General features: G+C 71.2%; 20 protein-coding genes and 1 tRNA gene. 10 read left to right on the forward strand and 11 right to left on the reverse strand.

Translation table 11 applies throughout. The annotated features are described in order from the left end of the window. Nucleotides 1-32: 32 nt before the first annotated feature. The 4 genes from V1227_RS24450 to V1227_RS24465 form a co-directional block, all read right to left on the reverse strand. Nucleotides 33-530, reverse strand: a complete 498-nt coding sequence (locus tag V1227_RS24450; protein WP_329794097.1) for a DUF501 domain-containing protein — start codon at nucleotides 528-530, stop codon at nucleotides 33-35. Then, complete coding sequence (locus tag V1227_RS24455; protein ID WP_236220434.1) at nucleotides 512-1,006, reverse strand: FtsB family cell division protein; 495 nt, start codon at nucleotides 1,004-1,006, stop codon at nucleotides 512-514. The genes V1227_RS24450 and V1227_RS24455 overlap by 19 nt, the downstream gene beginning before the upstream one ends. 11 nt (nucleotides 1,007-1,017) lie before the next feature. Beyond that, nucleotides 1,018-2,304 carry a phosphopyruvate hydratase gene (gene eno / locus V1227_RS24460; protein WP_236220435.1) on the reverse strand — a complete coding sequence of 429 codons (1,287 nt, stop codon included), beginning with the start codon at nucleotides 2,302-2,304 and terminating at the stop codon, nucleotides 1,018-1,020. A gap of 202 nt (nucleotides 2,305-2,506) precedes the next feature. Further along, nucleotides 2,507-3,730 (reverse strand): cytochrome P450, encoded by a 1,224-nt coding sequence (locus tag V1227_RS24465; protein ID WP_329787845.1) that lies wholly within the window; start codon nucleotides 3,728-3,730, stop codon nucleotides 2,507-2,509. A 15-nt stretch (nucleotides 3,731-3,745) separates the two neighbouring features. On the opposite strand from V1227_RS24465, the gene V1227_RS24470 reads away from it, so the two are divergent. Beyond that, the gene (locus tag V1227_RS24470; protein ID WP_329787846.1) at nucleotides 3,746-4,450 is read left to right on the forward strand and encodes an alpha/beta fold hydrolase; all 705 of its coding nucleotides are present in this window, start codon (nucleotides 3,746-3,748) and stop codon (nucleotides 4,448-4,450) included. Here V1227_RS24470 and V1227_RS24475 read toward each other — a convergent pair. Together V1227_RS24475 and V1227_RS24480 are read right to left on the reverse strand one after the other, a co-directional pair. Further along, on the reverse strand, nucleotides 4,440-5,180 hold the full coding sequence (locus V1227_RS24475) for an SDR family NAD(P)-dependent oxidoreductase (protein WP_329787847.1): 741 nt from the start codon (nucleotides 5,178-5,180) through the stop codon (nucleotides 4,440-4,442). The two genes, V1227_RS24470 and V1227_RS24475, sit on opposite strands and share 11 nt — an antisense overlap. Before the next feature lie 50 nt (nucleotides 5,181-5,230). After that, nucleotides 5,231-6,748, reverse strand: a complete 1,518-nt coding sequence (locus V1227_RS24480; protein WP_329787848.1) for an AfsR/SARP family transcriptional regulator — start codon at nucleotides 6,746-6,748, stop codon at nucleotides 5,231-5,233. A 196-nt stretch (nucleotides 6,749-6,944) separates the two neighbouring features. Between V1227_RS24480 and V1227_RS24485 the strand changes: the two genes are divergently transcribed. From V1227_RS24485 to V1227_RS24495, 3 genes are all read left to right on the forward strand, one after another. Continuing rightward, a complete protein-coding gene (locus V1227_RS24485; protein ID WP_236220440.1) occupies nucleotides 6,945-7,316 on the forward strand; it encodes a tetratricopeptide repeat protein in 372 nt (123 codons plus the stop codon). 193 nt (nucleotides 7,317-7,509) lie between these two features. Beyond that, entirely contained in the window at nucleotides 7,510-8,334 is an 825-nt protein-coding gene (locus V1227_RS24490; RefSeq protein WP_329787849.1) for a lytic murein transglycosylase, read from the forward strand. Nucleotides 8,335-8,514: 180 nt separating this feature from the next. Next, nucleotides 8,515-8,952 (forward strand): hypothetical protein, encoded by a 438-nt coding sequence (locus tag V1227_RS24495; RefSeq protein ID WP_329787850.1) that lies wholly within the window; start codon nucleotides 8,515-8,517, stop codon nucleotides 8,950-8,952. 100 nt (nucleotides 8,953-9,052) lie between these two features. On the opposite strand, the gene V1227_RS24500 is transcribed toward V1227_RS24495, so the two are convergent. The 4 genes from V1227_RS24500 to mfd are packed head-to-tail and all read right to left on the reverse strand — an operon-like array spanning nucleotide 9,053 to nucleotide 17,695. Continuing rightward, nucleotides 9,053-12,223 (reverse strand): S41 family peptidase, encoded by a 3,171-nt coding sequence (locus tag V1227_RS24500; protein ID WP_329787851.1) that lies wholly within the window; start codon nucleotides 12,221-12,223, stop codon nucleotides 9,053-9,055. A gap of 29 nt (nucleotides 12,224-12,252) precedes the next feature. Continuing rightward, complete coding sequence (locus tag V1227_RS24505) at nucleotides 12,253-13,173, reverse strand: MazG family protein (protein WP_329787852.1); 921 nt, start codon at nucleotides 13,171-13,173, stop codon at nucleotides 12,253-12,255. Continuing rightward, nucleotides 13,170-14,111 carry a hypothetical protein gene (locus V1227_RS24510; protein WP_329787853.1) on the reverse strand — a complete coding sequence of 314 codons (942 nt, stop codon included), beginning with the start codon at nucleotides 14,109-14,111 and terminating at the stop codon, nucleotides 13,170-13,172. Before V1227_RS24510 ends, V1227_RS24505 begins: the two co-directional genes overlap by 4 nt. Nucleotides 14,112-14,125: 14 nt before the next feature. After that, the gene (gene mfd, locus V1227_RS24515; protein WP_329787854.1) at nucleotides 14,126-17,695 is read right to left on the reverse strand and encodes a transcription-repair coupling factor; all 3,570 of its coding nucleotides are present in this window, start codon (nucleotides 17,693-17,695) and stop codon (nucleotides 14,126-14,128) included. A 159-nt stretch (nucleotides 17,696-17,854) separates the two neighbouring features. Between mfd and V1227_RS24520 the strand changes: the two genes are divergently transcribed. Both V1227_RS24520 and V1227_RS24525 read left to right on the forward strand, forming a co-directional pair. After that, nucleotides 17,855-18,382 (forward strand): DUF4291 domain-containing protein, encoded by a 528-nt coding sequence (locus V1227_RS24520; RefSeq protein ID WP_329794098.1) that lies wholly within the window; start codon nucleotides 17,855-17,857, stop codon nucleotides 18,380-18,382. Nucleotides 18,383-18,389: 7 nt separating this feature from the next. Continuing rightward, nucleotides 18,390-19,499 carry a PQQ-dependent sugar dehydrogenase gene (locus V1227_RS24525; protein WP_329787855.1) on the forward strand — a complete coding sequence of 370 codons (1,110 nt, stop codon included), beginning with the start codon at nucleotides 18,390-18,392 and terminating at the stop codon, nucleotides 19,497-19,499. A gap of 167 nt (nucleotides 19,500-19,666) precedes the next feature. On the opposite strand, the gene V1227_RS24530 is transcribed toward V1227_RS24525, so the two are convergent. Next, a complete protein-coding gene (locus V1227_RS24530; RefSeq protein ID WP_329794099.1) occupies nucleotides 19,667-20,266 on the reverse strand; it encodes a TetR/AcrR family transcriptional regulator in 600 nt (199 codons plus the stop codon). A 102-nt stretch (nucleotides 20,267-20,368) separates the two neighbouring features. Between V1227_RS24530 and V1227_RS24535 the strand changes: the two genes are divergently transcribed. The 4 genes from V1227_RS24535 to glmU all read left to right on the forward strand — a co-directional run bounded on the left by V1227_RS24535 (nucleotide 20,369) and on the right by glmU (nucleotide 24,908). Further along, nucleotides 20,369-21,508, forward strand: a complete 1,140-nt coding sequence (locus tag V1227_RS24535; RefSeq protein WP_329787856.1) for an alpha/beta hydrolase family protein — start codon at nucleotides 20,369-20,371, stop codon at nucleotides 21,506-21,508. A gap of 89 nt (nucleotides 21,509-21,597) precedes the next feature. Beyond that, nucleotides 21,598-21,668, forward strand: a tRNA-Gln gene (locus tag V1227_RS24540). Nucleotides 21,669-21,708: 40 nt separating this feature from the next. Next, nucleotides 21,709-23,388, forward strand: coding sequence for a GGDEF domain-containing protein (locus tag V1227_RS24545; protein ID WP_329787857.1), 1,680 nt, complete (start codon nucleotides 21,709-21,711; stop codon nucleotides 23,386-23,388). Nucleotides 23,389-23,435: 47 nt separating this feature from the next. Continuing rightward, nucleotides 23,436-24,908 (forward strand): bifunctional UDP-N-acetylglucosamine diphosphorylase/glucosamine-1-phosphate N-acetyltransferase GlmU, encoded by a 1,473-nt coding sequence (gene glmU, locus V1227_RS24550; protein ID WP_329787858.1) that lies wholly within the window; start codon nucleotides 23,436-23,438, stop codon nucleotides 24,906-24,908. Nucleotides 24,909-24,911 lie beyond the last annotated feature (3 nt).

The following is a 24,911-nucleotide window of genomic DNA, read 5'->3' on the forward strand; positions in this document are numbered from 1 at the left end:
GGAGTTAAGCGTGTGTTCGGTTCCGTTGACCGTTAACGGACCGCGCAGTCGCCGGTGGGCCACAGGCCCTGCTCGCCCAGGACGGCCAGCGCTTCGTCGCCCATCGGGTTCACGCCGGGACCCTTCGCGAGGGCGTGCGCGACGTGCACGTGCAGGCACTTGACCCGGACCGGCATCCCGCCGGCGGTCACCTGGGTGCCGAGCGACTCGATGGCGTCGCGCTCGGCGAGGTACGACTCGTGCGCGCGCCGGTAGGCCGCCGCGAGCTCCTCGTCGTGCGCCAGCCGGTCCTGCTGCTCCTTCATCAGCCCGCCGCTCTCCAGCGTGCTGACCAGGGAGTTCAGCTTCGGGCAGGTCAGGTAGTACAGCGTCGGGAACGGCGTGCCGTCGGGCAGCCGCGGCGCCGTCTGCACGACGTTCGGGTGCCCGCTGGGGCACCTCGAGGCGATCGCACGTGTCCCGCGAGGCGTGCGGCCCAGCTGCTGAGCGACCGTTTCCAGGTCAGCAGCACTTACTTGTGCGTCACCGATTCCCACAGTTCCTCGTACCAAGACCCTTGTGCCGCGGGCTTGCCCGACGGCCTCTCCGATTCGGTGTTGCGACTCTCGTCACCCGGCAGTTGCACGATGTAGGGAGTCTCGCCCGGCCGCACCCAGTGCAGCCGCTTGCGCGCCTCGATCTCCACGTACGCCGGGTCCTGCAGTTCCGCCTTGCGCTTCTCGAGCGCCGCGACGGTCTCGCGCAGCTTCTGCTGCTCCGCGCCCACGTCCCGCAGCTCGTCGCGCTGCGAGAGGTAGGTGCGCAACGGGACCGCGATGCTCAACGCCAGTGCGCACAGCACCATCGCGAACATCGCGGCCCGCCGCGTGCCGGTCATGCCGAACGCGCCACCCGTGCCGTCACCACGCCGCGCGGGCGCCTTCGGACGCGGAGGCTTGCGCGCGCGTGCGGGCCTCGCCTCCCGCTCTTCGCGGGGGCGACGGGGACGACGCGCGCGCTCGGCCATGCCTCAGCTTCTCAGCTCTCCGGCGTGTAGCGCGGGAACGCGAGCTCACCCGCATAGCGCGCCGCGTCGCCGAGGCTCTCCTCGATGCGCAGGAGCTGGTTGTACTTCGCGGTGCGCTCACCACGCGCCGGAGCACCGGTCTTGATCTGACCGGCACCGGTCGCGACGGCGAGGTCGGCGATCGTCGTGTCCTCGGTCTCGCCGGAACGGTGCGACATCATCGACTTGTAGCCGTACGACGTGGCCAGCGAGACCGCGTCGAGCGTCTCGGACAGCGTGCCGATCTGGTTGACCTTCACCAGCAGCGCGTTGGCGGCGCGGCGGGAGATGCCCTCCTCCAGGCGCTCCGGGTTCGTGACGAACAGGTCGTCGCCCACGATCTGGACCTTCTCGCCCAGCTCGGCGGTCATCTGCACCCAGCCGTCCCAGTCGTCCTCGGACAGCGGGTCCTCGATCGACACCATCGGGTAGTCGCGGACCAGCTCCGAGTAGTAGCCGATCATCTGCTCGGCGGAGCGCTTGTTCTTCTCGAACGTGTAGGCGCCGTCTGCGAAGAACTCCGTGGCGGCCACGTCGAGGGCGAGCGCGACGTCGCGGCCCGGCCGGTAACCGGCCTTCTCGATGGCCTCGAGGATGAGGTCGAGCGCGTCGCGGTTGCTGGCGAGGCTGGGCGCGAACCCGCCCTCGTCACCCAGGCCCGTCGCGAGGCCCTTGCTCTTCAGCACGGACTTCAGCGCGTGGTAGACCTCGGTGCCCCAGCGGAGGCCCTCGCGGAACGTCTCCGCGCCGATCGGCGCGATCATGAACTCCTGGATGTCCACCTCGGTGTCGGCGTGCGAACCACCGTTGAGGATGTTCAGCATCGGCACCGGCAGCACGTGCGCGTTCGGGCCACCGACGTACCGGAACAGCTCCAGGCCGCTGGAGGTCGCCGCCGCCTTCGCGACCGCGAGGCTCACGCCGAGGATCGCGTTGGCGCCCAGGCGGCCCTTGTCCGGCGTGCCGTCGAGGTCGACGAGCTTCTGGTCGACGACGCGCTGCTCGACGGCCTCGATGCCGACCAGCTCGGGGCCGATCTCGTCGAGCACCGCGGTGACCGCGCGCTCGACGCCCTTGCCCAGGTACCGCTTGGCGTCGCCGTCCCGCAGCTCCACCGCCTCGTGCTCACCGGTGGACGCGCCCGACGGAACAGCCGCACGCTCCAGCGTGCCGTCGTCCAGCGCCACCTCGACCTCGACGGTGGGGTTGCCGCGAGAGTCCAGGATCTCGCGTGCTCCGACCTGCTCGATGACCGCCACTTGCGCTCCCTGTTTCTCCTGCGTCTCGTCTCGCGACGAGCCTACTTGGGCCAGGTGACCGGCTGGGGCTCGACACCGTCAGATCACAGTGGTGCCCTCGCGCCTGTCGTCTGAATCGTGCCAGAAGGCGAGGTGGGTGGGAACCGCGCCTTCTCGGCCGGAACCCGCGTCCGATTCTCAGGGTCCTGGACGAACGGCGCGGTCAGCGTAGACGAACGGGCAGGTGCTTCACGCCGTTCTGGAAGTTCGACCGCAGCCGGCTGACCTCGCCGTCGAGCTCCAGCCGGCCGGGCAGGTCGAGGACGGCGTCGAACACCGCGCGCATCTGGGCCCGGGCCAGCTGCGCGCCCAGGCAGAAGTGCGGGCCGTGGCCGAAGCTCAGGTGGTCGGCCTCCCGCCGGCCCACGTCGAACCGGTCCGGCTCGGTGAAGACGCGCTCGTCGCGGTTGGCGGAGGAGAACCAGACGACGACCTTGTCCCCCGCCCTGATCTCCTGCCCGGACAGCGAGGTGTCCTGCACGGCCGTGCGCCGGAAGTGCATGACCGGCGTCCACCACCTCAGCATCTCCTCGACCGCCGTCGGGAGCAGTGAGCGGTCGGCGCGCAGGCGCTCGTACTGGTCCGGGTGCGAGAGCAGGGCGATCAGGCCGCCGGGGATGCCGTTGCGCAGGGTCTCGTTGCCCGCCACCGAGAACAGCCAGAAGAGGTTCTCGAACTCCTCCGGCGAGATGTCCTCCCGCATGAGGTTGCTCAGCACGTCGTCCCCCGGAGACGAGCGCTTGTGCTCCGCCAACGCGTGCGCGTAGGCGTAGAGGTCGGGCATGCCGTCGCGGGCGCGCGGGTCGCGGCCGTCGGAGGGGCGCAGCTCCAGCGCGGCCAGCGCCATGCCGGTCATGCCCTCGGTCGAGCTGGACGACAGCGCGTACTCGGCGTCCTGGAAGCCGATCACGCGGTTGCTCCAGTCGTGGAGCAGCGCTCTGTCGCACCGCGGGACGCCGAAGACGTCGGCCAGCGTCAGCAGCGGGAGGTCGGCGACGTCGGCGGCGAAGTCGCCGGTCAGGCCCGCGACGATCGAGCGGGCGTTCTCGCGGATGCCGTCCTCCAGGCGTGCGACCGCGCGGGGCGTGAACGCCCTGGTCAGCATGCGGCGCAGCCGGGTGTGCGAGGGCGGGTCCTGGTTCAGCATCATGCGCTGGACGTAGGCGAGGTCGGCGGGCCTCGGGTCGCGGATCTGGGTGGCGCCGCGGTGCGAGGAGAAGACGGCGGGCGTGCGCAGGACCGTGCGGACGTCGTCGTGGCGGAAGACCGCCCAGAAGTCGTCGATCCGCACCACGTCCTTTTCGCGCAGCCGGGTCAGTGCGTCGTGCGGGACTCCCGAGGTATACGTGTCCGGGTCGACGATGAGGTCGGCATCGGTCCTGGGCATAGAACGGATTCTGACGTGCTTCATGTCGAACGTGGTGGGAACGGGCCGTTGCTGGTGCTGCTGCACGGGCTGGGCGCGACCGGCGAGGTGTGGCAGGACGTCGTCGCCGGGTGGAGCGGGAGCTGGCTCGTCCCCGACCTGCCCGGTCACGGCCGGAGCGCGCCTCTCGACCGGTACTCGTTCGGTTCGATCGCCGCCGCCGTCGCGGAGGTGGTCCCCCGCGAGCCCGTCACGGTCGTCGGGCACTCGCTGGGCGGAGTCGTCGGGCTGACGCTCGCGAGCGGGTGGTTCGGCGTCGACGTGAGGACGTGCGTCGGGATCGGGATCAAGGTCCGGTGGACCGACGAAGAGCTGGCGAAGGCCGCGTCACTCGCCCAGAAGCCGGCGAAGGTCTTCGAGACGCGGGACGAGGCGGTGCAGCGGGCCTCGAAGATGGCGGGTGTGCCGATCGCGCACGGGGTGTCCGAAGTGGACGGCGGGTGGACGCCCTCACTGGACATGAGGGCCTTCGGCGTGGGCCGGCCGGACATGGCCGGGCTGGTCATGGCCTCGCAGGCCCACGTCGTGCTGGCGGCGGGCGAGAACGACCCGATGAGCCCCCGGGAGCACCTGGAGGAGCTGGTGCCCGAGCCGGTGGCGTTCCCCGGCCTGGGCCACAACGTGCACGTCGAGTCGCCCTCGTCCGTCAGCCTGCTGCTGTCCGGCCCCACTAGACGGTGACGAGGCCGCCGTCGACGTTGATCACGGCGCCGTTGATGAAGCCGGCGCCGTCGGAGGCGACGAACACGACGGTCTCCGCGATCTCCTCGGCCTCACCGGCCCGGCCGAGCGGCACGACGTTCGCGAACTGCTCGAAGATCTCGCCGGCCTGCGTCACGGCCGCCTCGGTGCGGATCGGGCCGGGCGCGACGGAGTTGACGCGGACGCCGGAGCCGCCGAACTCGCTGGCCCACGACCTGGTGAGGCCGTCCATCGCGGCCTTCGAGGCGTGGTAGACGGACCCGACCGGCGAGCCGAGCTGGCCCGCCACCGACGAGACGTTGACGATCACGCCCTTGCCCTTGGCGACCATCGCGGGGGCGAGGGCGGCCGTGAGGAAGTACGTGCCGCGGACGTTGACGGCGAACACCCTGTCGTAGTCCTCGACGGACTGCTCGGGGGTCGGCGAGAACGGGAAGATGCCCGCGTTGTTGACGAGGACGTCGACGTCGCCGACCTCCTGCGCCAGCTTGCGGACGTCGTCGAGGTCACCGACGTCGGCGACGACGAAGTGACCGGTGCCGCCGGCCTGCTCGATGAGCTCGACGGTCTCCTTGCCGAGCTCGGCGCGGCGGCCGGTGACGTAGACGGTGGCGCCCTCCTGCGCGAGCTTGACCGCGACGGCGCGGCCGATGCCCGAGGTGGCGCCGGTGACGAGGGCCTTCTTGCCGTGGAACTTCTTCGTTGACATGTCCACGACCTTGCCGACGCCTCGTCGTCGCGCCATAAATTCCAGATGAATCAGCCGGTCAGCGCGGGTGAGCGGAGTGAGAAGTAGATCCGCACGTACGACGGGACGCGGTACCGGCCGAGCTCCAGCGGCTCGATCAGGTGCACGTCCGCCAGCGCCTCCATCAGCGGTTCGATGGTCGAGATGTCACTACCGCCCAGCCGCGCCGCCTCGCACACGTCGACCACCTCGGCGTCCTGCCGGGCGAAGCAGTCGAGCAGGTGCCGTTGCTCCTCGGTCAGCTGCCGGTCGGCCTTGACCATCGGCGCGAGCACCGCGCGGCAGTCCGACGGCACCGCCTCGCCGAGCACGGTGTCCCGCTCCATCTGCCTCAGCAGCATCGCCACCGTCCAGCGCGGGCGGCTGCCGAGCTTGCCGCCGAGCACGCGGATCGGGGTCGGCAGGTGCGAGACGCGGGCGAGGACCCGCGCCACGAGCTCCGGCTCCCCCGCGGTCCTGGCGGGGTCGACGACCTTGTGGAAGAACTCGTGCGCCTCGGGCACCGAGAGCCCGGCGATCGTCAGCCACGTCACGCCGGACAGCTCGTTCCACCGCCGGACGCTGGTCAGGACCAGGGCGGAACCGGGCACGTGCAGGTCCCGCACCGAGGCCGGGTCCTGCAGGTCGTCGACGACGACCAGGAACCGCTTGCCGCGCGCTTTCTCCCGCCACAGCGCGGCTTTGTCGCCCACGGGGTTCTCCACGCCGACCGCGCGCAGCAACTCGTTCGCGACGTCGTGCCCGCGCACGAAGATCTGCCCGTCCGGGAACCGGTGCTTGACGAGGTGGCCGATGTGCACGGCCAGCGCGGTCTTGCCGCTGCCGTGCATGCCCGCGATGCCGACCGTGCGCGGCAACGTCCTCAGCGCCTGCTCGATCTCGGCGGTGCGGCCGGTGAAGTCCTCGACGCCGGGCGGCAGCTGCTCGGGCCTGCGCGACAGCGTGAGCTCGCCCCGGAGGATCTGCTCGTGCACCTCGCGCAGCTCAGGACCAGGTTCGAGGCCGAGCTCGTCGTTCAGCAGCACGCGCATCTCGTGGAACTGCTCCAGCGCCTCGACCTGCCTGCCGTCGCGGTAGAGGGCACGCATCAGCAAAGCGCGCGGGTGTTCGCGCAACGGGTACGCGGCGACGTGCTTCTGCAGCTCCAGCACGTCCAGCTCGCGTTCGAGGAAGATCTCACGGCACTGGAGCCGCTCGTTGCCGAGCCGCACCCGGTGCGCCTCGAAGTAGGTGCCGGTCAGCCCCGCGAGCGGCTCGTCGCGGCAGTCGTCGAAGATCTCGGCCTCGAGGGTGTAGCCGCCGTCCTTCGACCTCAGGTCGAGCTCGGGGATCGCCTTGCGGATCTTGTACATGTACGTCCGCAGGGCCATCACCGCACTCGGCGTGGGGTCGTCCCAGACCATCCGGACCAGCTGTTCGTTGCTCAGGCGCAGGCCGTTGTTCAGCAGCAACGCCGCCAGCACGGCCCGTTGCTGGCGCGGGCCCAGGTCGATCTCCTCGTCGTCGCGCCAGGCTCGTACCGGACCCATCAGTGAGAAGCGCAGGCTCATGCAACAGGACAACGCCGGTGCGCATTCCCGCCTTCCCGGCCCACCCGATCGGACGCAGGCCGAACACCGGTCTTTCGTGTCCGAATTGGACCCGTCGGCCCCGTGTCCACCCGTTCAGGTCCTGTCGCCCGGACGGCAGTCGAAGAACCGCCAGGCGGTGGGTACCGTTGATCGAATGACGGACGGCACCTTCGAGGCGTTTCGGAAGGCCGAGGCGTTGATGGCGCAGCGCAGGCCCCTCGACGCGCTGCGCGAGCTGAGGCAGGTGCTGGACGAGGCCGGCGAGGCTCCCTCGGTGCAGTTGCTCGCCGGGCGGGCCTATCTCGGGTCCGCGCAGCTCAACAGGGCCGAAGAGGCGTTCCGGAAGGTGCTCGACCTCGATCCGAGCGACCACTACGCGCGGTTCGCGCTCGGCAAGACGTTGCAACGGCAGGGCCGCCTCCCCGAGGCGCTCGCCCAGCTCCGGATGGCGGTCGCGATGAACCCGTCGCCGGAGTACCAGGAGGCGCTCGGCGAGGTCAAAGCCCGGCTGGCGCTGGAGAACTGACGAACTCGTCCACTGTGGACCAACCGTGGCGAACTGTGACGGTGCCGGTACTCGCCGTGACCACAACCAGGACCCACCTGCCGTCCGGCGCATCACCCGAACCACCTCTGACCTGCGCCTCAGCGCACCGGAAGCGCCGTTTCGCCCGGTTTCACCCCTTCGGCAGCAGCACGGACCACGTAACCTGGTTCTCGTGGTCCCGCCGCCTGCCGTCAAGGAACCCGTCCGCCGCAACCGCACAGGCAACATCGCCGGCCGCATCGTCCTGGTGCTCCTGCTGATCGCCGTGGTGGCCGCGGGCGCCTGGGGCCTGGGCGCCTTGAGCCGCCGGTCCGCGGCTCCCCTGGGCCCACCCCCGTTCCTGGTGCCCATCCAGGACGTCGAACCGGGTGCGGCCGCCCCGGGCAGCGCCCCGTCCCCCGGCGGCACCTCGACGGCGAGCCCGAACCCGCTGGAGGAGTGGGCGACCCGCGTGGCCGGCAAGACGGACATCCCGGTCCGCGCCCTCCACGCTTACGCGACGGCGGACCTGACCATGCAGCGAGAGGCCCCGGCCTGCCGCATCAGCTGGGCAACCCTCGCGGGAATCGGCAGGGTCGAGTCGCACCACGGCAACATCAACGGCGCCCGCCTCCAGGCCAACGGCCTCCCGTCGCGCCCGATCATCGGCATCCCACTGGACGGCGGCCCCGGCATCAAGGCCATCCGCGACACCGACGGCGGCCGCCTGGACGGCGACACCACCTGGGACCGGGCCGTGGGCCCGATGCAGTTCATCCCGGGCACCTGGAACAACTGGGCGAAGCGAGCGGCGGGCGACGGCCTCCCGGCGGATCCGCAGAACATCGACGACGCCGCCCTGACCGCCGCCCGCTACCTCTGCGGAGGCGGCGCGAGGGACCTGGGTACCGGCCAGGGCTGGTGGGCGGCGGTGCTGACGTACAACAACTCCGTGGAGTACGGCCAGAACGTGTTCAGCGGAGCCGATGCCTACGCGCGGGCCAGCGTCCCGCAGTAGCGCGCCGCCCACCCGCGAGCGACGCCGGTCCCGATCGCGCCGGCGGAGCCCCGAGCTTCCCCGGAAGGGGGCTCAGCCCGCTCCGCGGGAGGCGCGACAGGCGTGGTCACAACGGGAGCAGACCTCTCGGCCCGAGGCGAGGACGAGGGCGGCGCCTCCACGGGCGGCGGAGCCTCCACAGTGGACACAGCAGCCGAGGTGGTGGTGACCACCGGAGAGGATGCTGACGACACAACCGGTTCCGACTCCTCCACGGACGGCGCGGGCTCGTTGCGACCCGCGGCCGAAGGCTTCGCAACCGAGGACGACGCCCGAACCGTCTCGGTGACCGTGGCCACCGAAACCCGGGTGGAAGCAGGCGCGGCAGCCCCGGACCGGGCAGCCCGAGCCGCTCCCTCCACCACCACGGTCTCGGTGACGGTGGACAGGGCGACGCCGGTCTCGAAGGGCTCGGTCCACCACTGCGAGGTGGGCTGCACGGGCGGCGGGGCCACGAGGGGAGTCTCGGCGGGCCCTCCGACGAACGCGATGAGGGCGAACATCCCGCCCAGCGCCAAGAACGGCACCACGACCACGGCCCCGAAGCACCCGCGCCCGCTGCGCGGCTTCTCCCGGTGACTCATCTCCAGCACACCCCCGAACGGTGACGACTGTTCCACCTGGTTGATCGTCCACATGGAACAGTCCGTCACAGTTCTTTAGTCACACGATGGGGTGTTCACTTCAGTGGCGGCAACTCCGGAGCGTGAGCGGCAGGCGTGGCCGACAGGGACTCGAGAGCCATCGACACGGCTCGCTCCAGCTGCGGGTCACGGCCGGCGACCCGGTCCGCGGGCGTCATCACGACCTCGACATCCGGGTCCACGCCGTAGTTCTCGACGTCCCACCCGTGGCCGTTGAAGTACGACGCGTACCTCGGCTGGGTGACCATCGTGCCGTCGACGAGCGTGTAGAGCATGTCGATGCCGATGACACCGCCCCACGTCCGGACGCCGACCACGGGACCGATGCCGAGCTCCTTGATCGCCACGTTGACGATGTCGCCGTCGGAGCCCGCGTACTCGTCGGCCACCGCCACGACCGGGCCGCGCGGCGCGTCCTGCGGGTAGGACTCCGAGGCCGTGTAACCGCGGGCCACCGACCAGCCGATCACCTTGCGGCCGAGCTTCTCGATCACGAGCTGGGAGGTGTGGCCGCCGCCGTTCTCGCGGACGTCCAGCACCAGCGCCTCGCGCGCCAGCTCCACCCGCAGGTCGCGGTGCAGCTGCGCCCACCCGGCGCCCATCATGTCCGGCACGTGCAGGTAGCCCACGCGGCCGCCGGACTGCGCGTGCGTGAACGCACGGCGGTTCGCGACCCAGTCGTGGTAGCGCAGGGGCTCCTCGTCGGCCAGCGGCACGACGACGACCCGGCGCAGCTCGCCACCACCGGCGGGACGCACGGTCAGCTCGACGGGCTTCCCGGCGGTGCCGACCAGCAGCGGTCCGGGCCCTGCCAGCTCGACCGGGCGGCCGTCGACCGCCACCAGCGCGTCCCCCGCCCGCACGGCCACGCCGGGAGCGGCCAGCGGCGAGCGCGCGTGCGGGTCGGAGGTCTCGCCCGGGATCACCCGCTGCACGACCCAGGAGCCGTCGACCCTGGCGAGGTCCGCGCCCAGCAGGCCCTGGCGGCGGGACGCGGGCACGTGCGGCGGCGAACCCCAGACGTACGCGTGGGAGGTGCCGAGCTCGCCCTGGACCTCCCACAGCAGGTCGACCAGCTCGTCGTGGCTGCCGACCTTCCCGACCAGCGGCCGGTAGCGGTCGAGCTCGCCCTGCCAGTCGATGCCGCCCATGTCGGTGCGCCAGAAGTGGTCGCGCATGAGCCGCCCGTTCTCGGCGTACATCTGCGCCCACTCCTGAGCGGGGTCCACCACGACCCGCACCCGCGAGAGGTCGATCTCCACGTGGTCGGCCGAGTCCTCGTCGGCCTTGCTGTCGGTCGGCACGACCCGCAGGTCACCGCGGTCCTCGACGACCATCCGCTTGCCGTCGCCGGACACCGCGAACGCCTCCGCGCTCTCGGCCAGGCACTCGGTCTTCTTCTTGGCGAAGTCGAACCGCTCCAGCACCGTGCGCGGCGGGCGGGAGTCGGGTGTGGCCAGGGTGTCGCCCAGCACGCCGAGCAACGGCCGGCGCAGCCACAGCAGGCCACCGCGGGCCGCCTTCAGCGACACGTACTCGGCGGCCTCGACGGGCACCGGCACCACGCGGTCCGCGAGGCCCTCGATGTCGACCTTGGTGACCGGGGTCTTCTCGTCGTCGTCCTCGGAGTCCTTGTCCTCGTCGCCGACCGGGCGCCCGGCGTGCGTCGGGGCGAACGGCGACGGCGTCGTGGCGGCCAGCGGCACGAGGTGCGGGCGGCAGCCGGTCGGGAACGACAGGTCGAACACGTGCGCGTCGTAGACCGGGTCGAACGTGCGGATCGACAGGAACGCGAGGTACTTGCCGTCCTCGGTGAAGGTCGGCGCGAAGTCGGCGAACCGCAGCGGCGTCACGTCCACGACGGACAGGTCCGTCGCGTTCACCATCTTGATGTGCCGCAACGGGTTCGGGCCGGGGTGCGACCACGCGAGCCACGCCGAGTCCGGCGAGAAGGCGAGGTTCGTGATGTGCGCGTTCGCCCCGTGGACGACCTCGCGCACCTCACCGGAAGTGATGTCCACCAACAGCAACCGGCCGTCGTGCGTGGCGACGCCGACGCGCGAGCCGTCCGGCGCGGCGGCGAGCGACATGACCCGGCCGAGCCGGCCGGAGGCGACGCGGCGCGCGGTGTTGCCCGGCTCGACGCCGCCGACGGGCGCGATCTCCAGGGCCTCCTCGCCCTCGACGTCCGTCACCCACACCACGTGACCGGTCTCGCCGAGCACCTTCGGCAGCCGCGCGCGGACGTCGGAGCGGTCCGTCAGCACGCGGACCGGGCCGTCGCGGTGCGTCACCCAGTGCACGGAGCCTCGGACCTCGACGGCCGACGCGCGCCCGGTGTGGTCGACGCTGAACGACTCGACGTTGCCGGACGCCTTGACGTGGCGCGGTTGCAGGCCGGTGCGCGGGCCGCCGAGCTTGATGTCGAGCTTGCGCAGCTCGGACAGGCCGTCGAGCAGCCACAGCTCGCCGGCCTGGTGGAAGATCACCCGCGAGCCGTCGGTGGAGGCGTTGCGGGCGTAGAACTCGCCGGACGTGTGGCGCTGGAGGTCGGAGCCGTCGGGCAGCACGGAGTACACGCTGCCGACGCCCTCGTGGTCGGACAGGAACGCGATGCGGCCGTCGACCCACATCGGGTTCGACAGCGACGACTTCAGGTCGGCGAGCACGCGGACGAAGTCGCCGGACCCCTCGGCGTCGACCCAGAGCTTGCCCGCGGTGCCACCGCGGTACCGCTTCCACCACGCCGGTTCCTGCATGTAGCTCGACGACGTGACGACCTGGCCGTCCGGGCCGAAGGAGACGTCGTTGACCCACCCGTACGGCAGCACCTCCGACGGCCCGCCGTCCAGCGGGACGGCGTGGGCCTGCTTGCGGTGCCGCGACATCTGCCCCGTCGACGACACGGCGACGACGCGGCCGTCGGGGGTCCAGCCGGACAACGCCGTCCGGACGACGCCCCAGTGCGTCAACCGGCGTGCGGGACCGCCGTCCACGGGCGCGACGCGGACCTCCGGCGCGCCGTCGATCCAGCTGGCCCAGGCCAGGTGTGTGCCGTCGGGGGAGAACCGCGGGGTGCGGACCGGCACCTGGTCGGCGGACGCGCGCCAGGCCCTCCCTCCGCCGACGGGGGCGAGCCACACGTCGTCCTCGGCCACGAACGTCACCAAGTCACCGCACAGGTGCGGATACCGCAGGTAAGTCACGTGATCGACGTTAGCCCACGCTCACCGGTTCAGGAGGGCCAAAAACGCCGCCAGTCTTCCGCCGCGAGCGAATCAAGACCTTCGGCCCGCGCCTTGGCCTCCGCCTCCCGCACGTGGGCGGCGAAACGGCGGCAGACCTGGCGGAGCTCCGTCTCGGGGTCCTCCCCCGCGAGCTTGGACAGCGCGGTCACGGCGAACAACGTCGTGCCCGAGTCGTCGCCCTCGGGCAGCAGGTCGACCGGGAGCCCGGCGCGCCGGGTGCGCTGCACCAGCTTCGCGGCCAGCGCGACGGCGGGCTGACCGAGCGCCACACCGTCCACACTGGACTCGCGCTTCTTCTCGACCTGCTTGAGCTCCTCCCAGCGGTGCTCCTGGGAGGTCGCGTCGTGCACCGCGGGGTCGTTGCCCTCGAAGACGTGCGGGTGCCGGCCGACGAGCTTCGCGACCAGCTCACCGGCGACGGCGTCGATGTCGAACGGGTCGTCGGCGTCCTCGGCGGCGACCCGTGCGTGGAACAGCACCTGCAGGAGCACGTCGCCGAGCTCCTCGCGCATCGCCGCCCGGTCGCCGTCCTCGATGGCCTCCAGCAGCTCGAAGGTCTCCTCGACGAGGTACTGGCGCAGCGAGTCGTGGTCCTGCTCCGCGTCCCACGGGCATCCGCCCGGCGAGCGCAGCCGGTGCATCACCGCGGCGGCGTCGAGCAGCCCGGCGCCCAGCGGCTCCGGCGTCGTGATCACCTCGGCGTCCGGCCAGCCTTCCGCCGAGCTCGCGACCACCACCGCGCCGTCCTCCACGACGGCGGGCACGGGCCCGTCGACGCCCAGCGCCGACCAGGCTTCCAGGGGCACGCCCTCGCCCGCGTAGACGGCCTTGGCCGTGCGCAGCGCGGGCAGGGCGGCAGCGGGCAGCACGGCTCCGAGCCGCTCGCTCAGGACGACGACGGTGATCAAGACTTGTTCTTCACCGTCGCCACGCCGACGAAACCGGCCCGCTCGCCGGCGTTGCCGACGACCTGGGCGTTGGTCGGGTCCCACACGCCGTAGCGGGGGTTGACCTCGATGTTCAGGTCCGCCGTCAGGAACTGCGCGATCCGCAGGCCGAACGCGGCGAGCAGCTGCGGGTCGATGCGCTCGAGCAGGTCCTCCTCGCCGGGCGTGGCCGAGACCTCGTTGCGCTCCTTGACCAGCGCGACCATCCAGCTGGACTGCTGCTCGTCGGCCGGGAAGGCGACGACGGTGCCGGGCTTCACGCCCCACAGCATCGTGTGCACCAGCGACGGGTTCTCGGTGACGCGGACCCGCTGGTTCGTCGCCGACGCCTGCTGGCCGCTGGTGGTGCGCGGCGCCTCCTGCACGAACCTCGACATCTTCGAGGAGTCGGCCACGACCTCGGCGGCCTTCTCCCTGGCCTCCTTCGGGTCCTTGACCTGGAAGAAGTCGATCACGACCTCGAGGGTGGAGAGGTTGCGGCGCGCGAGCTCGCCCATGACCAGCACGTCGCGCTGGCGGCGGTGGATCGTGGTCTCGTCCTGCTCGCTCTGCTTCGCGGCCTCGACCGGCCCGCCCTTCTCCTGCACCGCGTCGTACACCTTGGTCTCGTCGACCGTGATGTTCTCGCGCCGCGCGGCGGCCTCGGCGATCTTGTGCGTGATCTCGTCGGCCAGCACCAGCCGCGAGACGCCGTCGAGCTTGCCCTGGTCCTGCATCTGCTGGGCCGCGGGCTCCTTCTTGAGCACCTTCACGGTGCGGTCCTGGACGGTCTCCAGGGTGACCGCCTGGTCACCGACGATCGCGGCCGAACCGGCCTTCGCGGGCCCGGTGCCGCATCCGGTGGCCAACAGCGCCACAGCCACACCGACCAGCGAGAAACGCTTCAGAACAGTGCTCACGAGGATCTACCTTCTCACGCCGTGGTGACTCCGGTCACGGGAGTCCCCGCGAGGGAGTCGAGGAACGCACCGCACCAGTCCAGCAGCTCCTGGTCGCGCAGCTGCGGTGCACCCATCCGGCCGCCCGCCGCTCCCTCCGTCGGCCGGGGGACGGTGACCGTCCCGACGGCCTGCTTGTAGACGGCCTTCGGGAACAGGCGGCGCAGCCTGACCAGCTGCGAGTCGCGCAGGTCGAGCTTCGCGAACCGCAGGTTCTGGCCCATCGCGATCACCTCGGTGACCCCGTGGCGGCGGCAGGCGTGGCGCAGGCGGGCGACCCCCAGCAGGCGCTCGACCGGCTCCGGCGGCGTGCCGTAGCGGTCCTTGAGCTCGTCCCAGACGGACTGCAGCGCGGCCTCGTCGGAGGCGGCCGCGATCTTGCGGTAGGCCTCCAGCCGCAGCCGCTCGCCCGGCACGTACTCGTGCGGGATGTGCGCGTCGACCGGGAGGTCCACCCTGACCTCGGCGAGCTCCTCCTCGACCTCGCCGCCGTCGGCGCCCGCGTGCCTGCGGAACGCCTCGACGGCCTCGCCGACCAGCCGGACGTAGAGGTCGAAGCCGACGCCCGCGATGTGGCCGGACTGCTCGGCGCCGAGGATGTTGCCGGCGCCGCGGATCTCCAGGTCCTTCATCGCGACGGCCATGCCCGCGCCCAGCTCGGTGTTCTGCGCGATCGTCGCGAGCCGGTCGTGCGCGGTCTCGGTCAACGGCGTCTCGGGCGGGTAGAGGAAGTACGCGTAGCCGCGCTCGCGGCCACGGCCGACGCGGCCGCGCAGCTGGTGCAGCTGGGCGAGGCCGAGCAGGTCGCCGCGCTCGACGATCAGCGTGTTGGCGTTGGAGATGTCGAGACCGGTCTCGACGATCGTGGTGCAGACGAGGACGTCGAACTCGCGTTCCCAGAAGCCCTGGATGATCTTTTCGAGCTTGTCCTCGTTCATCTGGCCGTGCGCGGTGACGACGCGTGCCTCGGGGACGAGCTCGCGGATGCGGCGCGCGGCCTTCTCGATGCTCGACACCCTGTTGTGCACGAAGAACACCTGGCCGTCGCGCAGCAGCTCGCGGCGGATCGCGGCACCGACCTGCTTGTCGTCGTACGCGCCGACGTACGTGAGGATCGGGTGCCGTTCCTCCGGCGGGGTCAGGATCGTCGACATCTCGCGGATGCCGGCGAGCGACATCTCCAGCGTGCGCGGGATCGGCGTCGCGGACATGGTCAGCACGTCGACGTGCGTGCGCAGCGCCTTGATGTGCTCCTTGTGCTCCACGCCGAACCGCTGCTCCTCGTCGACGATCACGAGGCCGAGATCCTTGTACCGCACGTTCTTCTGCAGCAGCCGGTGCGTGCCGATCACGATGTCGACCTCGCCGTCCGCGAGGCCCGCGATGGTCTGCTCGGACTCCGCGGCGTCGGTGAAGCGGGACAGGCCCTTGATGTTCACCGGGAACTGGCGCATGCGCTCGGAGAACGTGTTGAGGTGCTGCTGGGCCAGCAGCGTCGTCGGCACCAGCACGGCGACCTGCTTGCCGTCCTGCACGGCCTTGAACGCGGCGCGGACCGCGATCTCCGTCTTGCCGTAGCCGACGTCACCGCAGATGACGCGGTCCATCGGCACGCCGCGCTCCATGTCGGCCTTGACCTCGTCGATCGCGGCCATCTGGTCCTGCGTCTCGGTGAACGCGAACGCGTCCTCCAGCTCGCGCTGCCAGGGCGTGTCCGCGGCGAACGCGTGGCCGGGGGCGCTCTGCCGTGCCGCGTAGAGCTGCACGAGCTCGGCCGCGATCTGCTTGACCGCCTTGCGCGCCTTGGACTTCGTGTTCTTCCAGTCGCTGCCGCCGAGCTTGTTGAGCGTGGGCAGCTCACCGCCGACGTACCGGCTGACCTCGTCGAGCTGGTCGGTCGGCACGAACAGCCGGTCGCCGGGCTGGCCGCGCTTGGACGACGCGTACTCCAGCACCAGGTACTCGCGGGTGGCAGAAGCGCCCGCGGCGTCTTTGGTCGTGCGCTGCACCATCTCCACGTACTTGCCGATGCCGTGCTGCTCGTGCACCACGAAGTCGCCGGCCTTGAGCGCGAGCGGGTCGACCGCGTTGCGCCGCTTGGACGGCATCTTGCGCATGTCCTTGGTGGACGTGCCGCCGCGGCCGCCGGTCAGGTCGGTCTCGGTGAGCACCACCAGCGCGAGGTCGGGCAGCACGAAGCCGTCCTCGAGCGCGCCGCGCACGACCGTGACCATGCCGGCCTTCGGCGCCTCGTCGAGGGACTCGACGCAGACCGCGGCGATCTCGGCCTCCTTGAGCCGCTCCTCGGCCCGGTGCGCGGTGCCGGCGCCCGGCACGACGAGCACCGCCGCGCCACCCGTCGCCGTGTGGGCCTTGAGGTCGGCGAACGCGCGCTCGACGTCGCCGGAGTAGGCCTCGACGGGCTTGACGTCGAGGTGCACGACGTCGTCGGCGTCCGTGGTCAGCTGGCTGAGCGTCCACCAGGGACGGTCGTTCGCCCTGGCGTGCCCGGAGATCTCGCCGATGCCCTGGTAGGCGCTGCGCCCGAGGTCGATCGGCGCCTTGCCGCCCGACGCGGCCGCCATCCACGAGGCCTCGAGGAACTCCTGGCCGGTGCGCACCAGGTCGGCCGCGCGGGCCCGGATCTTCTCCGGGTCGTTGAGCAGCACGTGCGTGCCGGGCTCGACGACGTCGACGAGCAGCTGCAGCTCGCCGGGGCACAGCGCGGGGATGAGCGCCTCCATGCCCTCGACCGCGATGCCGCCGGAGATCTTCTCCAGCATCTCCGCGAGGTGCGCGTCCGACTGGTGCTCCTGCGCCAGCTCGGCCGCGCGGTGCTTCACGTCGTCGGTCAGCAGCAGCTCGCGGCACGGCGGCGCGACGAACTGCTGCACCTCCTCCGGCAGCGAGCGCTGGTCCTGCACCGAGAACGGCCGGATCTCGCTGACCTCGTCGCCCCAGAACTCGACGCGGTAGGGGTGCTCCGCCGTGGGCGGGAAGATGTCGAGGATGCCGCCGCGCGTCGCGTACTCGCCGCGCTTCTCGACCATGTCGGCGCGGGTGTAGGCGTTCTCGGCCAGGCGCGTGACCAGCTCGACGAAGTCCTGCTCCTCGCCGACTTTCAAATGCACGGGCTTGAGGTCGCCGAGGCCCGGCGCCATCGGCTGGATGAGGCTGCGGACCGTGGTGACCAGCACCCTGATCGGGTTGCCCTCGGGGTGCTTGAGCCGGCGCAGCACCTGCAACCGCGCGCCGACCGTGTCCGCGCGCGGGCTGAGGCGCTCGTGCGGCAGCGTCTCCCAGCTCGGGAAGAACGCCACCCTGTCCGCGCCGATCAGGTCGCGCAGGACGTTCGTCAGCTCTTCGGCTTCCCTGCCCGTGGCCGTGACGGCCAGGACGGGCCTGACCGTGGACAGCGCGGCGGCCACCAGCGGGCGGGCGGCCAGCGGGCCGTCCAGCTCCAGCTCGGGGACACCGGCCGAGTCGATCAACGTGCGGAGGGCTTTGTCGGGAAGGACACCTTCGAGAAGGCCGAGCAGCGGCATGTGAGAAACCCCGGTCGAGTGCGGAACGCCAGCCGGATGCGGGACGCCGGACAGACCCCTGCCTGGGACGAGGGGTCTCACCACCCACCTTAGCCCGTTCCGCGATCCCTTATTGGGTGGCTTGAGCACTACCCGAGCCGTCACCCTCTGTGCGTGTCCATGAGAGAGATCAGGGCTGACTACGACGATCAGTCCATCGTGGTCTACCAGGCCTATTCACCGTCCATCGCCGGTCCCGCCGTCGCCGCCCAGCGGTTCGTGCCGCCGTTCAAGACGGAGCGGATGACGTGGATCAAGCCGTCGTTCCTCTGGATGATGTACCGCTGCGGTTACGCCCGGAAAGAAGGCCAGGAACGCGTCCTGGCCGTGCGGATCACCCGCGAGGGCTTCGACTGGGCGGTGGCCCACGCCGTCGAGAGCACCATCGGCGGCAAGCCGTCGGTGCGCGTGCAGTGGGACCCGGAGCGCGGCCTGGACCACGAGGCGTTGCCGCACCGGTCCATCCAGATCGGCCTGACGCGCGAGGCCGTGCAGAAATACGTCCACGAGTGGACGATCGGCATCACGGACGTGACGGCGCTGGCCCACGCGGTGCACGAGAAGGTGCGTCAGCGTGATCTGGACGGAGCGCGCGCGTTGCTGCCCGTGGAACGGCCTTACGGAACCACCACGGCACAAAACGCATAGTTGGGACATGCGCGCACTCGTTGCTGCAGGGTTGGTGCTGGTCGTCGCTGCCTGTTCGGCGCCGGAGCCGGGCGGCAACGCGCCGTCGAAGGCCCCCGCGCCCGAGGGGCTGGTGGTCGAGGAGGTCGCGGGCGGTTTGCAGCACGGGTGGGACATCGGGTTCCTGCCCGGCGGCTCGCTGCTCGTCACCGAACGGCCCGGCGGGATCAAGCTGGTGGCCAACGGCCAGGTCACTCCGGTCGACATCGCCCTCGACGACCTCCAGGCGCGCGGCGAGGGCGGCCTGATGGGACTCGTCGTGCACCCCGACGGCCGGCGGTTCACCGTGTGCTACAACACGTCGAAGGACGTGCGGCTGGTGACGTTCCGCCTCGACGGCACCAAGGCCGCCAAGACCAAGGACCTGCTCACCGGCATGCCGTCGAACTCGAGCGGCCGGCACTCCGGCTGCCGGCCGACGCTGGGGCCGGACGGCGCGATGTACGTCGCGACCGGCGACATCGCGCAGGCGCGCAACCCGCAGGACCGCACCAGCCTCGGCGGCAAGGTGCTGCGGATCGACCCCGAGACCGGCGAGGGCGCGGCGGGCAACCCGTTCATCGGCTCGGCCGACGCCAACGAGCGGCGGGTCTTCACCTACGGCCACCGCAACGTGCAGGGCGTCGTGTTCCGCCCGGACGGCGGCCAGGCGTTCTCCAGCGAGCACGGGCCGAGCGTCGACGACGAGGTCAACCTGCTGAAGGCCGGCGCCAACTACGGCTGGGACCCGTCCGAGGGCGGCACCCGCGGCGGCTACGACGAGAGCGTGCCGATGACGGACCTCCAGCGCTTCCCGGACGCCGTGCCCGCGGTGTGGTCGTCCGGCTCGCCCACCGAGGCGATCTGCCAGGCGGCGTTCTGGAACGGCAAGCTCGCGATCACCGCTCTCAAGGGCTCCAAGCTGCTGCTCTTCACGCTGGACCAGGACGGCGAGGTGCAGAACGTGAGCATCCCGGAGGAGCTGGACGACAAGTACGGACGTCTCCGTGCCGCCCGCACGGCGCCGGACGGGTCGCTCTACCTGACGACGTCGAACGGCAGCAACGACAAGCTGCTGAGGCTGACCGGGACGGTGTGAGAACCGGCCCGAGCCGTTCGACCCCTCGACGAACGGCTCGGACCACGGGTTCTACTGGGACTCATCGCTCGGACGTGCCCAGGCCGTTTCACACGTGGTGCTACTTCGGCCTTGTGCACTAACGCAGGGCGCGCATTGCGTGCAGACGCACTACGACGACAAGCCGCTCACGAACGGATGCGCAGCTTCGGCTTGTGGTCCATCGCCGAGAGGCCGTTCCACGCCAGGTTCACGAGGTGCGCGGCGACCTCGTCCTTCTTCGGCTTGCGCGCCTCGAGCCACCACTGCCCGGTCAGCGCGACCATCCCGACCAGGGCCTGCGCGTACAGCGCGGCCAGCCTGCGGTCGTAGCCCCGCTCGGCGAAGTGCAGCCCGAGGATGTGCTCGACCTGCGACGCGATGTCGTTCAGCAGCGACGAGAACGTGCCCGAGGCCGAGGCGACGGGCGAGTCCCGCACCAGGATCCGGAACCCGTCCGTCGAGCCCTCGATGTAGTCCAGCAACGCGCAGGCGGCTCGTTCCAGCAGCTCACGGGGGTGCGATCCGCCGTCCAGCGCGTCGACGATCATGTCCATCAGGCGCCGCATCTCGCGGTCCACGACGACGGCGTAGATGCCTTCCTTGCCGCCGAAGTGCTCGTAGACGACCGGCTTGGACACGCTCGCGCGGTGGGCGATCTCCTCGATCGCCGTCGCTTCGAAGCCCTTCTCGGCGAACAGGGCGCGGGAGACGTCCAGGAGCTGCTCTCGGCGTTCCTTGCCCGTCATCCTGACCCTGGCCACCGGGTCAGCCTACGCAGCGGGCCCACTTCCGGTGACCGCCTCGCTGTGTCGCCTGGAATCGAGACCTCGACCGGGCATCATCGGTGGATGGCCAGAGGCAAGATCACCCGGATCGCCGCGACCTCGTTGCTCGTCCTGCTCGTGCTGGTCACGGCGGCCCTGGGCGGCATCGGCTGGTACTACAGCGATGAGCTGCTCGAACCGGCGGAGGTGCCGCGGCGCCACCCCGAGACGGCGCTCGGGGTGGACGGCGGGAACGTCGTCCTCGCGGAGTCGCGGCTGACGACGCTCCGCGGCACGTTCGGGGTCGTCTGGCCCGGCGGCAGCGCGAAGGTCGGCGACGTCGCCTCGACCAAGAACGGCCGCGTGGAACGCCCTCTGATCGATGGCACCGCACCGCCCGAGGGCACGAAGGTGCGCATCGAGACCAACGTCTACCAAGGCAACCCGAAGACCGCGCTCGGCCTGGTCCACAGCGACGTCGCCGTGCCGTCGGAGCTCGGCGACATGCCCGCGTGGCTGGTCCCGGCGTCGAACCGGGACACGTGGGTCATCACCGTCCACGGGCGGGGCGCGTCGCGGGAGGAGGCGCTGCGCGTGGTCCCCCAGCTCCACGGCGCCGGGCTGACCGTCCTGCTGATCAGCTACCGCAACGACCCCGGCGCGCCGAAGTCCCCCGACGGCCTCTACCACCTCGGCGACACGGAGTGGCACGACGTCGAGGCCGCCATCCACTACGCGCAGGCCCGGGGCGCGAAGAGGGTGGTGCTCTACGGCTGGTCGATGGGCGGCGCGATCATCGGCCAGACGCTCGCGAGGTCCAGCTCCGCGTCCGTCGTGTCCGGCGTCGTGCTCGACTCCCCCGTCACGAACTGGACGCAGACGCTGGACCTGCAGGCGCAGAACCGCGGCGTGCCGACGTGGCTCACGCCCGTGGCCGAGCTCGTCTCCGGCTGGCGCGCCGGCATCGACTTCGACCGGTTCGACCTCGTCGCGAACCCGCCCGCGCTCAAGCCCCCGACGCTGGTCCTGCACGGCTCGGCGGACGGCACGGTGCCCGCCCGGTCCTCGCGCGACCTCGCGAGCGCCGCGGACAGGCTCGGGTGGCCGCTGCAGTACGTCGAGATCCCCGGCGCGGACCACACCTCGGCCTGGAATGTGGCGACCGACACGTACCGCGGCGCGCTCGGCGACTTCCTGACCAGGTCAGTCGGCGCCCGGCCGTGATCTTGAACTGAGCCGGATGAGTGGTGGTTGGACAAGAAGAGGACCACTCGTGACAACATGTGCGCGTGGGCGCGCGCCGGCTCGCCCGTTCCGCCATGGTGTAAAGGCAGCACCTCGGATTTTGGTTCCGATGGTCCAGGTTCGAATCCTGGTGGCGGAGCAGGGGCCTTGAGGGCACGGGGTCGCGGTCTCTGGGAGGTGTGAAGCTGCCCGAGGAAACGGTCGACGAGCAGGGCAACGTGGGCCACCGCCATCACGAGATGTCCGACGCGTGGCTGGTGGGTCGCGCGAGCGAACTCGTCGCCGTCGCCCAGAGCAGCCACCTCGCCGCGCAGCTCGACGCGGCTGCGGAGGTCGACCGCATCCTGGCCGAGGCGCAGGGTCGTGGCGAGCCCCGCATCGTCGCGCAGCTGCTCAGAGCCGCGGCCGTGGTCCGCCTGGTCACGCCGGGGCTCGTCGACATGTCCGACCCCCAGCTCGACGAGATGCTGAGCCACTGCCGCCGCCACGGCCTGATCGTGCTGGAGGCGGACGCGCGGGCGCTGCGCGGGCGCCGGTTCCTGCTCGGCAACGCCGAGGACAAGGCGCTGACCGAGATCGCGTCGGCGCTCGCGATGATGCTCGACGAGGAACCCGACGTCGACCCGGTCTTCGACAAGCGGATCTGGGACCAGCTGCTCGCCACGACGCTGCAGGACATCGCCCTGGTGCTGACCCAGCTCGGCGTCTACGAGATGGCGGACGACGTGCTGGCGGGCGCGAACAACGCGTTGCGCGAGAGCGGCCAGCCGCACCAGATCTACGTGCACCTGGTGAACCGGGCCCGGCTGCGGATCGGGTGGGGCCTGCGGCTCGAACGGGTGAACCTGCACGACGCCGCGCACGAGCAGTTCCGGGTCGCCTCCGGCCTGGCCGAGGCGGCCGAGGTGCCGTTCCGGCAGTCGCTGCACCCCGGCAGGCGCGACCTCGACGCCGCCGAGCAGGTGCCGATCCTCGGTGCCGCCCACGCGCTGACGAACCCGAGCGAGGACCACCTCGACCGGCTGTGGTCGTTGCGCGGCCTGTCGATGTACGCGCGGGAGCTGATCATCGTCGCGATCGCGCTGGCCCGGTGCCTGGTGAAGGCGAACCGGCTGGACGACGCGCTCAAGGTCCTCGACGACACGCGCACGCAGATGGAGCACGACACGTCGGAACCGTCGCTGGTGCTGTCGCTGGAGCGCGAGTACGCGCACCTGTGCGGTCCGCACACGACGTCGGCGTTGCAGGCCTACAACGCGGCCCTGGAGCTGGAGCTGTGGCAGATGCGGGAGTCCCGCGTGGCCACGTTGCAGACGCGCCGCGAGCACGAAAGGCTGACGCGCGCGCACGGTGCGATCGCCCAGCAGGCGTTGCAGGACCCGTTGACCGGGCTGCCGAACCGCCGCGCGCTCGACGACAAGATGGCCGAGCTCATCGCCGGTCAGGTGGAGCCGTTCTCCATCGCCCTGGTCGACCTCGACGGGTTCAAGGGCGTGAACGACCGGCATTCGCACGCCGAGGGTGATGACGTCCTCCGGGTGATTGCCAGCACACTCCGGCAGGCCCTGCGGGGTGACGACATGGTGGCCCGCTACGGCGGCGACGAGTTCGTCGTCCTGCTGCCGGGAGCACCCCTGCACGCCGCGGAAGCAGCGCTCGGGCGAGCCGTGGATGCGGTGGCGGGCTTGCCAATCGACCTCTCCCGGGGGGTCACGCTGTCGGTCGGCGTCATCTCCCTGCGCCCGCGCGAATCGGCGAACCAGGCCCTGTCGAGGGCCGACTCCGCGATGTACGTGGCGAAGCGCCAGGGTGGCTGCCAGGTAGCGGCTGTGGCGGGCGAGCCCTCCGCGGAGGCTTAGGCTGGTCCGCGGACTTCGAACCACCCAGCCTGTTAGGGAGAGCATTGATGCTCGAGGGCCCTGTCAGCACGGTCGTGCTCGCCGCCGGGGAAGGCACCCGCATGCGGTCGTCCACGCCCAAGGTGCTGCACCGGATCGCCGGACGCTCACTCGTCGAACACGCGGTGCGCGCGGCGGCGGGCACAGACCCCGACCACCTGGCCGTCGTCGTCGGCCACGGCCGCGAAGCAGTCACCGAGCATCTCGAAACCCTCGCCGGCGCGCTCGGCCGCAAGGTCACCGTCGCGGTGCAGGCCGAGCAGAAGGGCACCGGGCACGCCGTCGGCTGCGGCCTCGCCGAGCTGCCGCACGACCTCGGCGGCACGGTGATCGTGAGCTACGGCGACGTGCCGCTGCTCGACACGAAGACGTTCTCCGCGCTGCTGTCCGAGCACCGGACCGCCGGCAACGCGGTCACCGTGCTGACGGCCGTGGTGGACGACCCCACCGGGTACGGCCGGATCGTCCGCGACTCCGACGGCAGCGTGCAGCGGATCGTGGAGCAGAAGGACGCCTCGGCGGCCGAACAGCTCATCACCGAGATCAACTCCGGCGTGTACGCGTTCGACGCGGCGGTGCTGCGCGACGGGCTCTCGCGGTTGTCCACCGACAACGCGCAGGGCGAGCTCTACCTGACCGACGTCCTGGGCATCGCCCGCGGCGACGGCCTGCGGGTCGGCGCGCTGATCGCGTCCGACCCCTGGCTGGTCGAGGGCATCAACGACCGCGTGCAGCTCGCGGCCGTCGGCGCCGAGATGAACCGCCGCATCGTCGAGGGCCACCTGCGCTCCGGCGTCACGTTCGTCGACCCGTCCTCGGCGTGGATCGACGCCGACGTGACCATCGGGCAGGACGCGGTGGTCGAGCCGAACGTGCAGCTCCGCGCGGGCACCGTGATCGGGGCCGGGGCGACCGTCGGCCCCGACACCACGCTGTCCGGCGTGCGGGTCGGCGAGGGCGCCTCGGTCGTGCGGACCCACGGCAGCGACTCGGTGATCGGCGACGGCGCCTCGGTCGGCCCGTTCGCCTACCTCCGCCCCGGCACCTCCCTGGGCGTGAAGGGCAAGATCGGCACGTTCGTCGAGACGAAGAACTCGCAGATCGGCGACGGCTCGAAGGTCCCCCACCTGTCCTACATCGGCGACGCCACGATCGGCGATCACAGCAACATCGGTGCAGCATCGGTAACCGTCAACTACGACGGGGTGAACAAGCACCGCACGATCGTCGGATCCCACTGCCGCACCGGCTCGGACAACATGTTCGTGGCGCCGGTGACCGTGGGCGACGGCGCTTACACCGGCGCGGGCACCGTCCTGCGCCGCGACGTCCCGCCGGGCGCGCTCGCCGTGTCCGGAGGTCCCCAGCGCAACCTCGAAGGCTGGGTGCTCAGCCGTCGTGGGGGCACCGCCGCCGCCCAGGCGGCGGAGCAGGCCCTGGCGAAGCAGAATGCCGACGAGAAGACAGAGGAGGGGCGCTGACCG

Origin of the sequence: Lentzea sp. DG1S-22 (genome assembly GCF_036321065.1) — a bacterium.
Lineage (GTDB): Bacteria > Actinomycetota > Actinomycetes > Mycobacteriales > Pseudonocardiaceae > Lentzea > Lentzea jiangxiensis.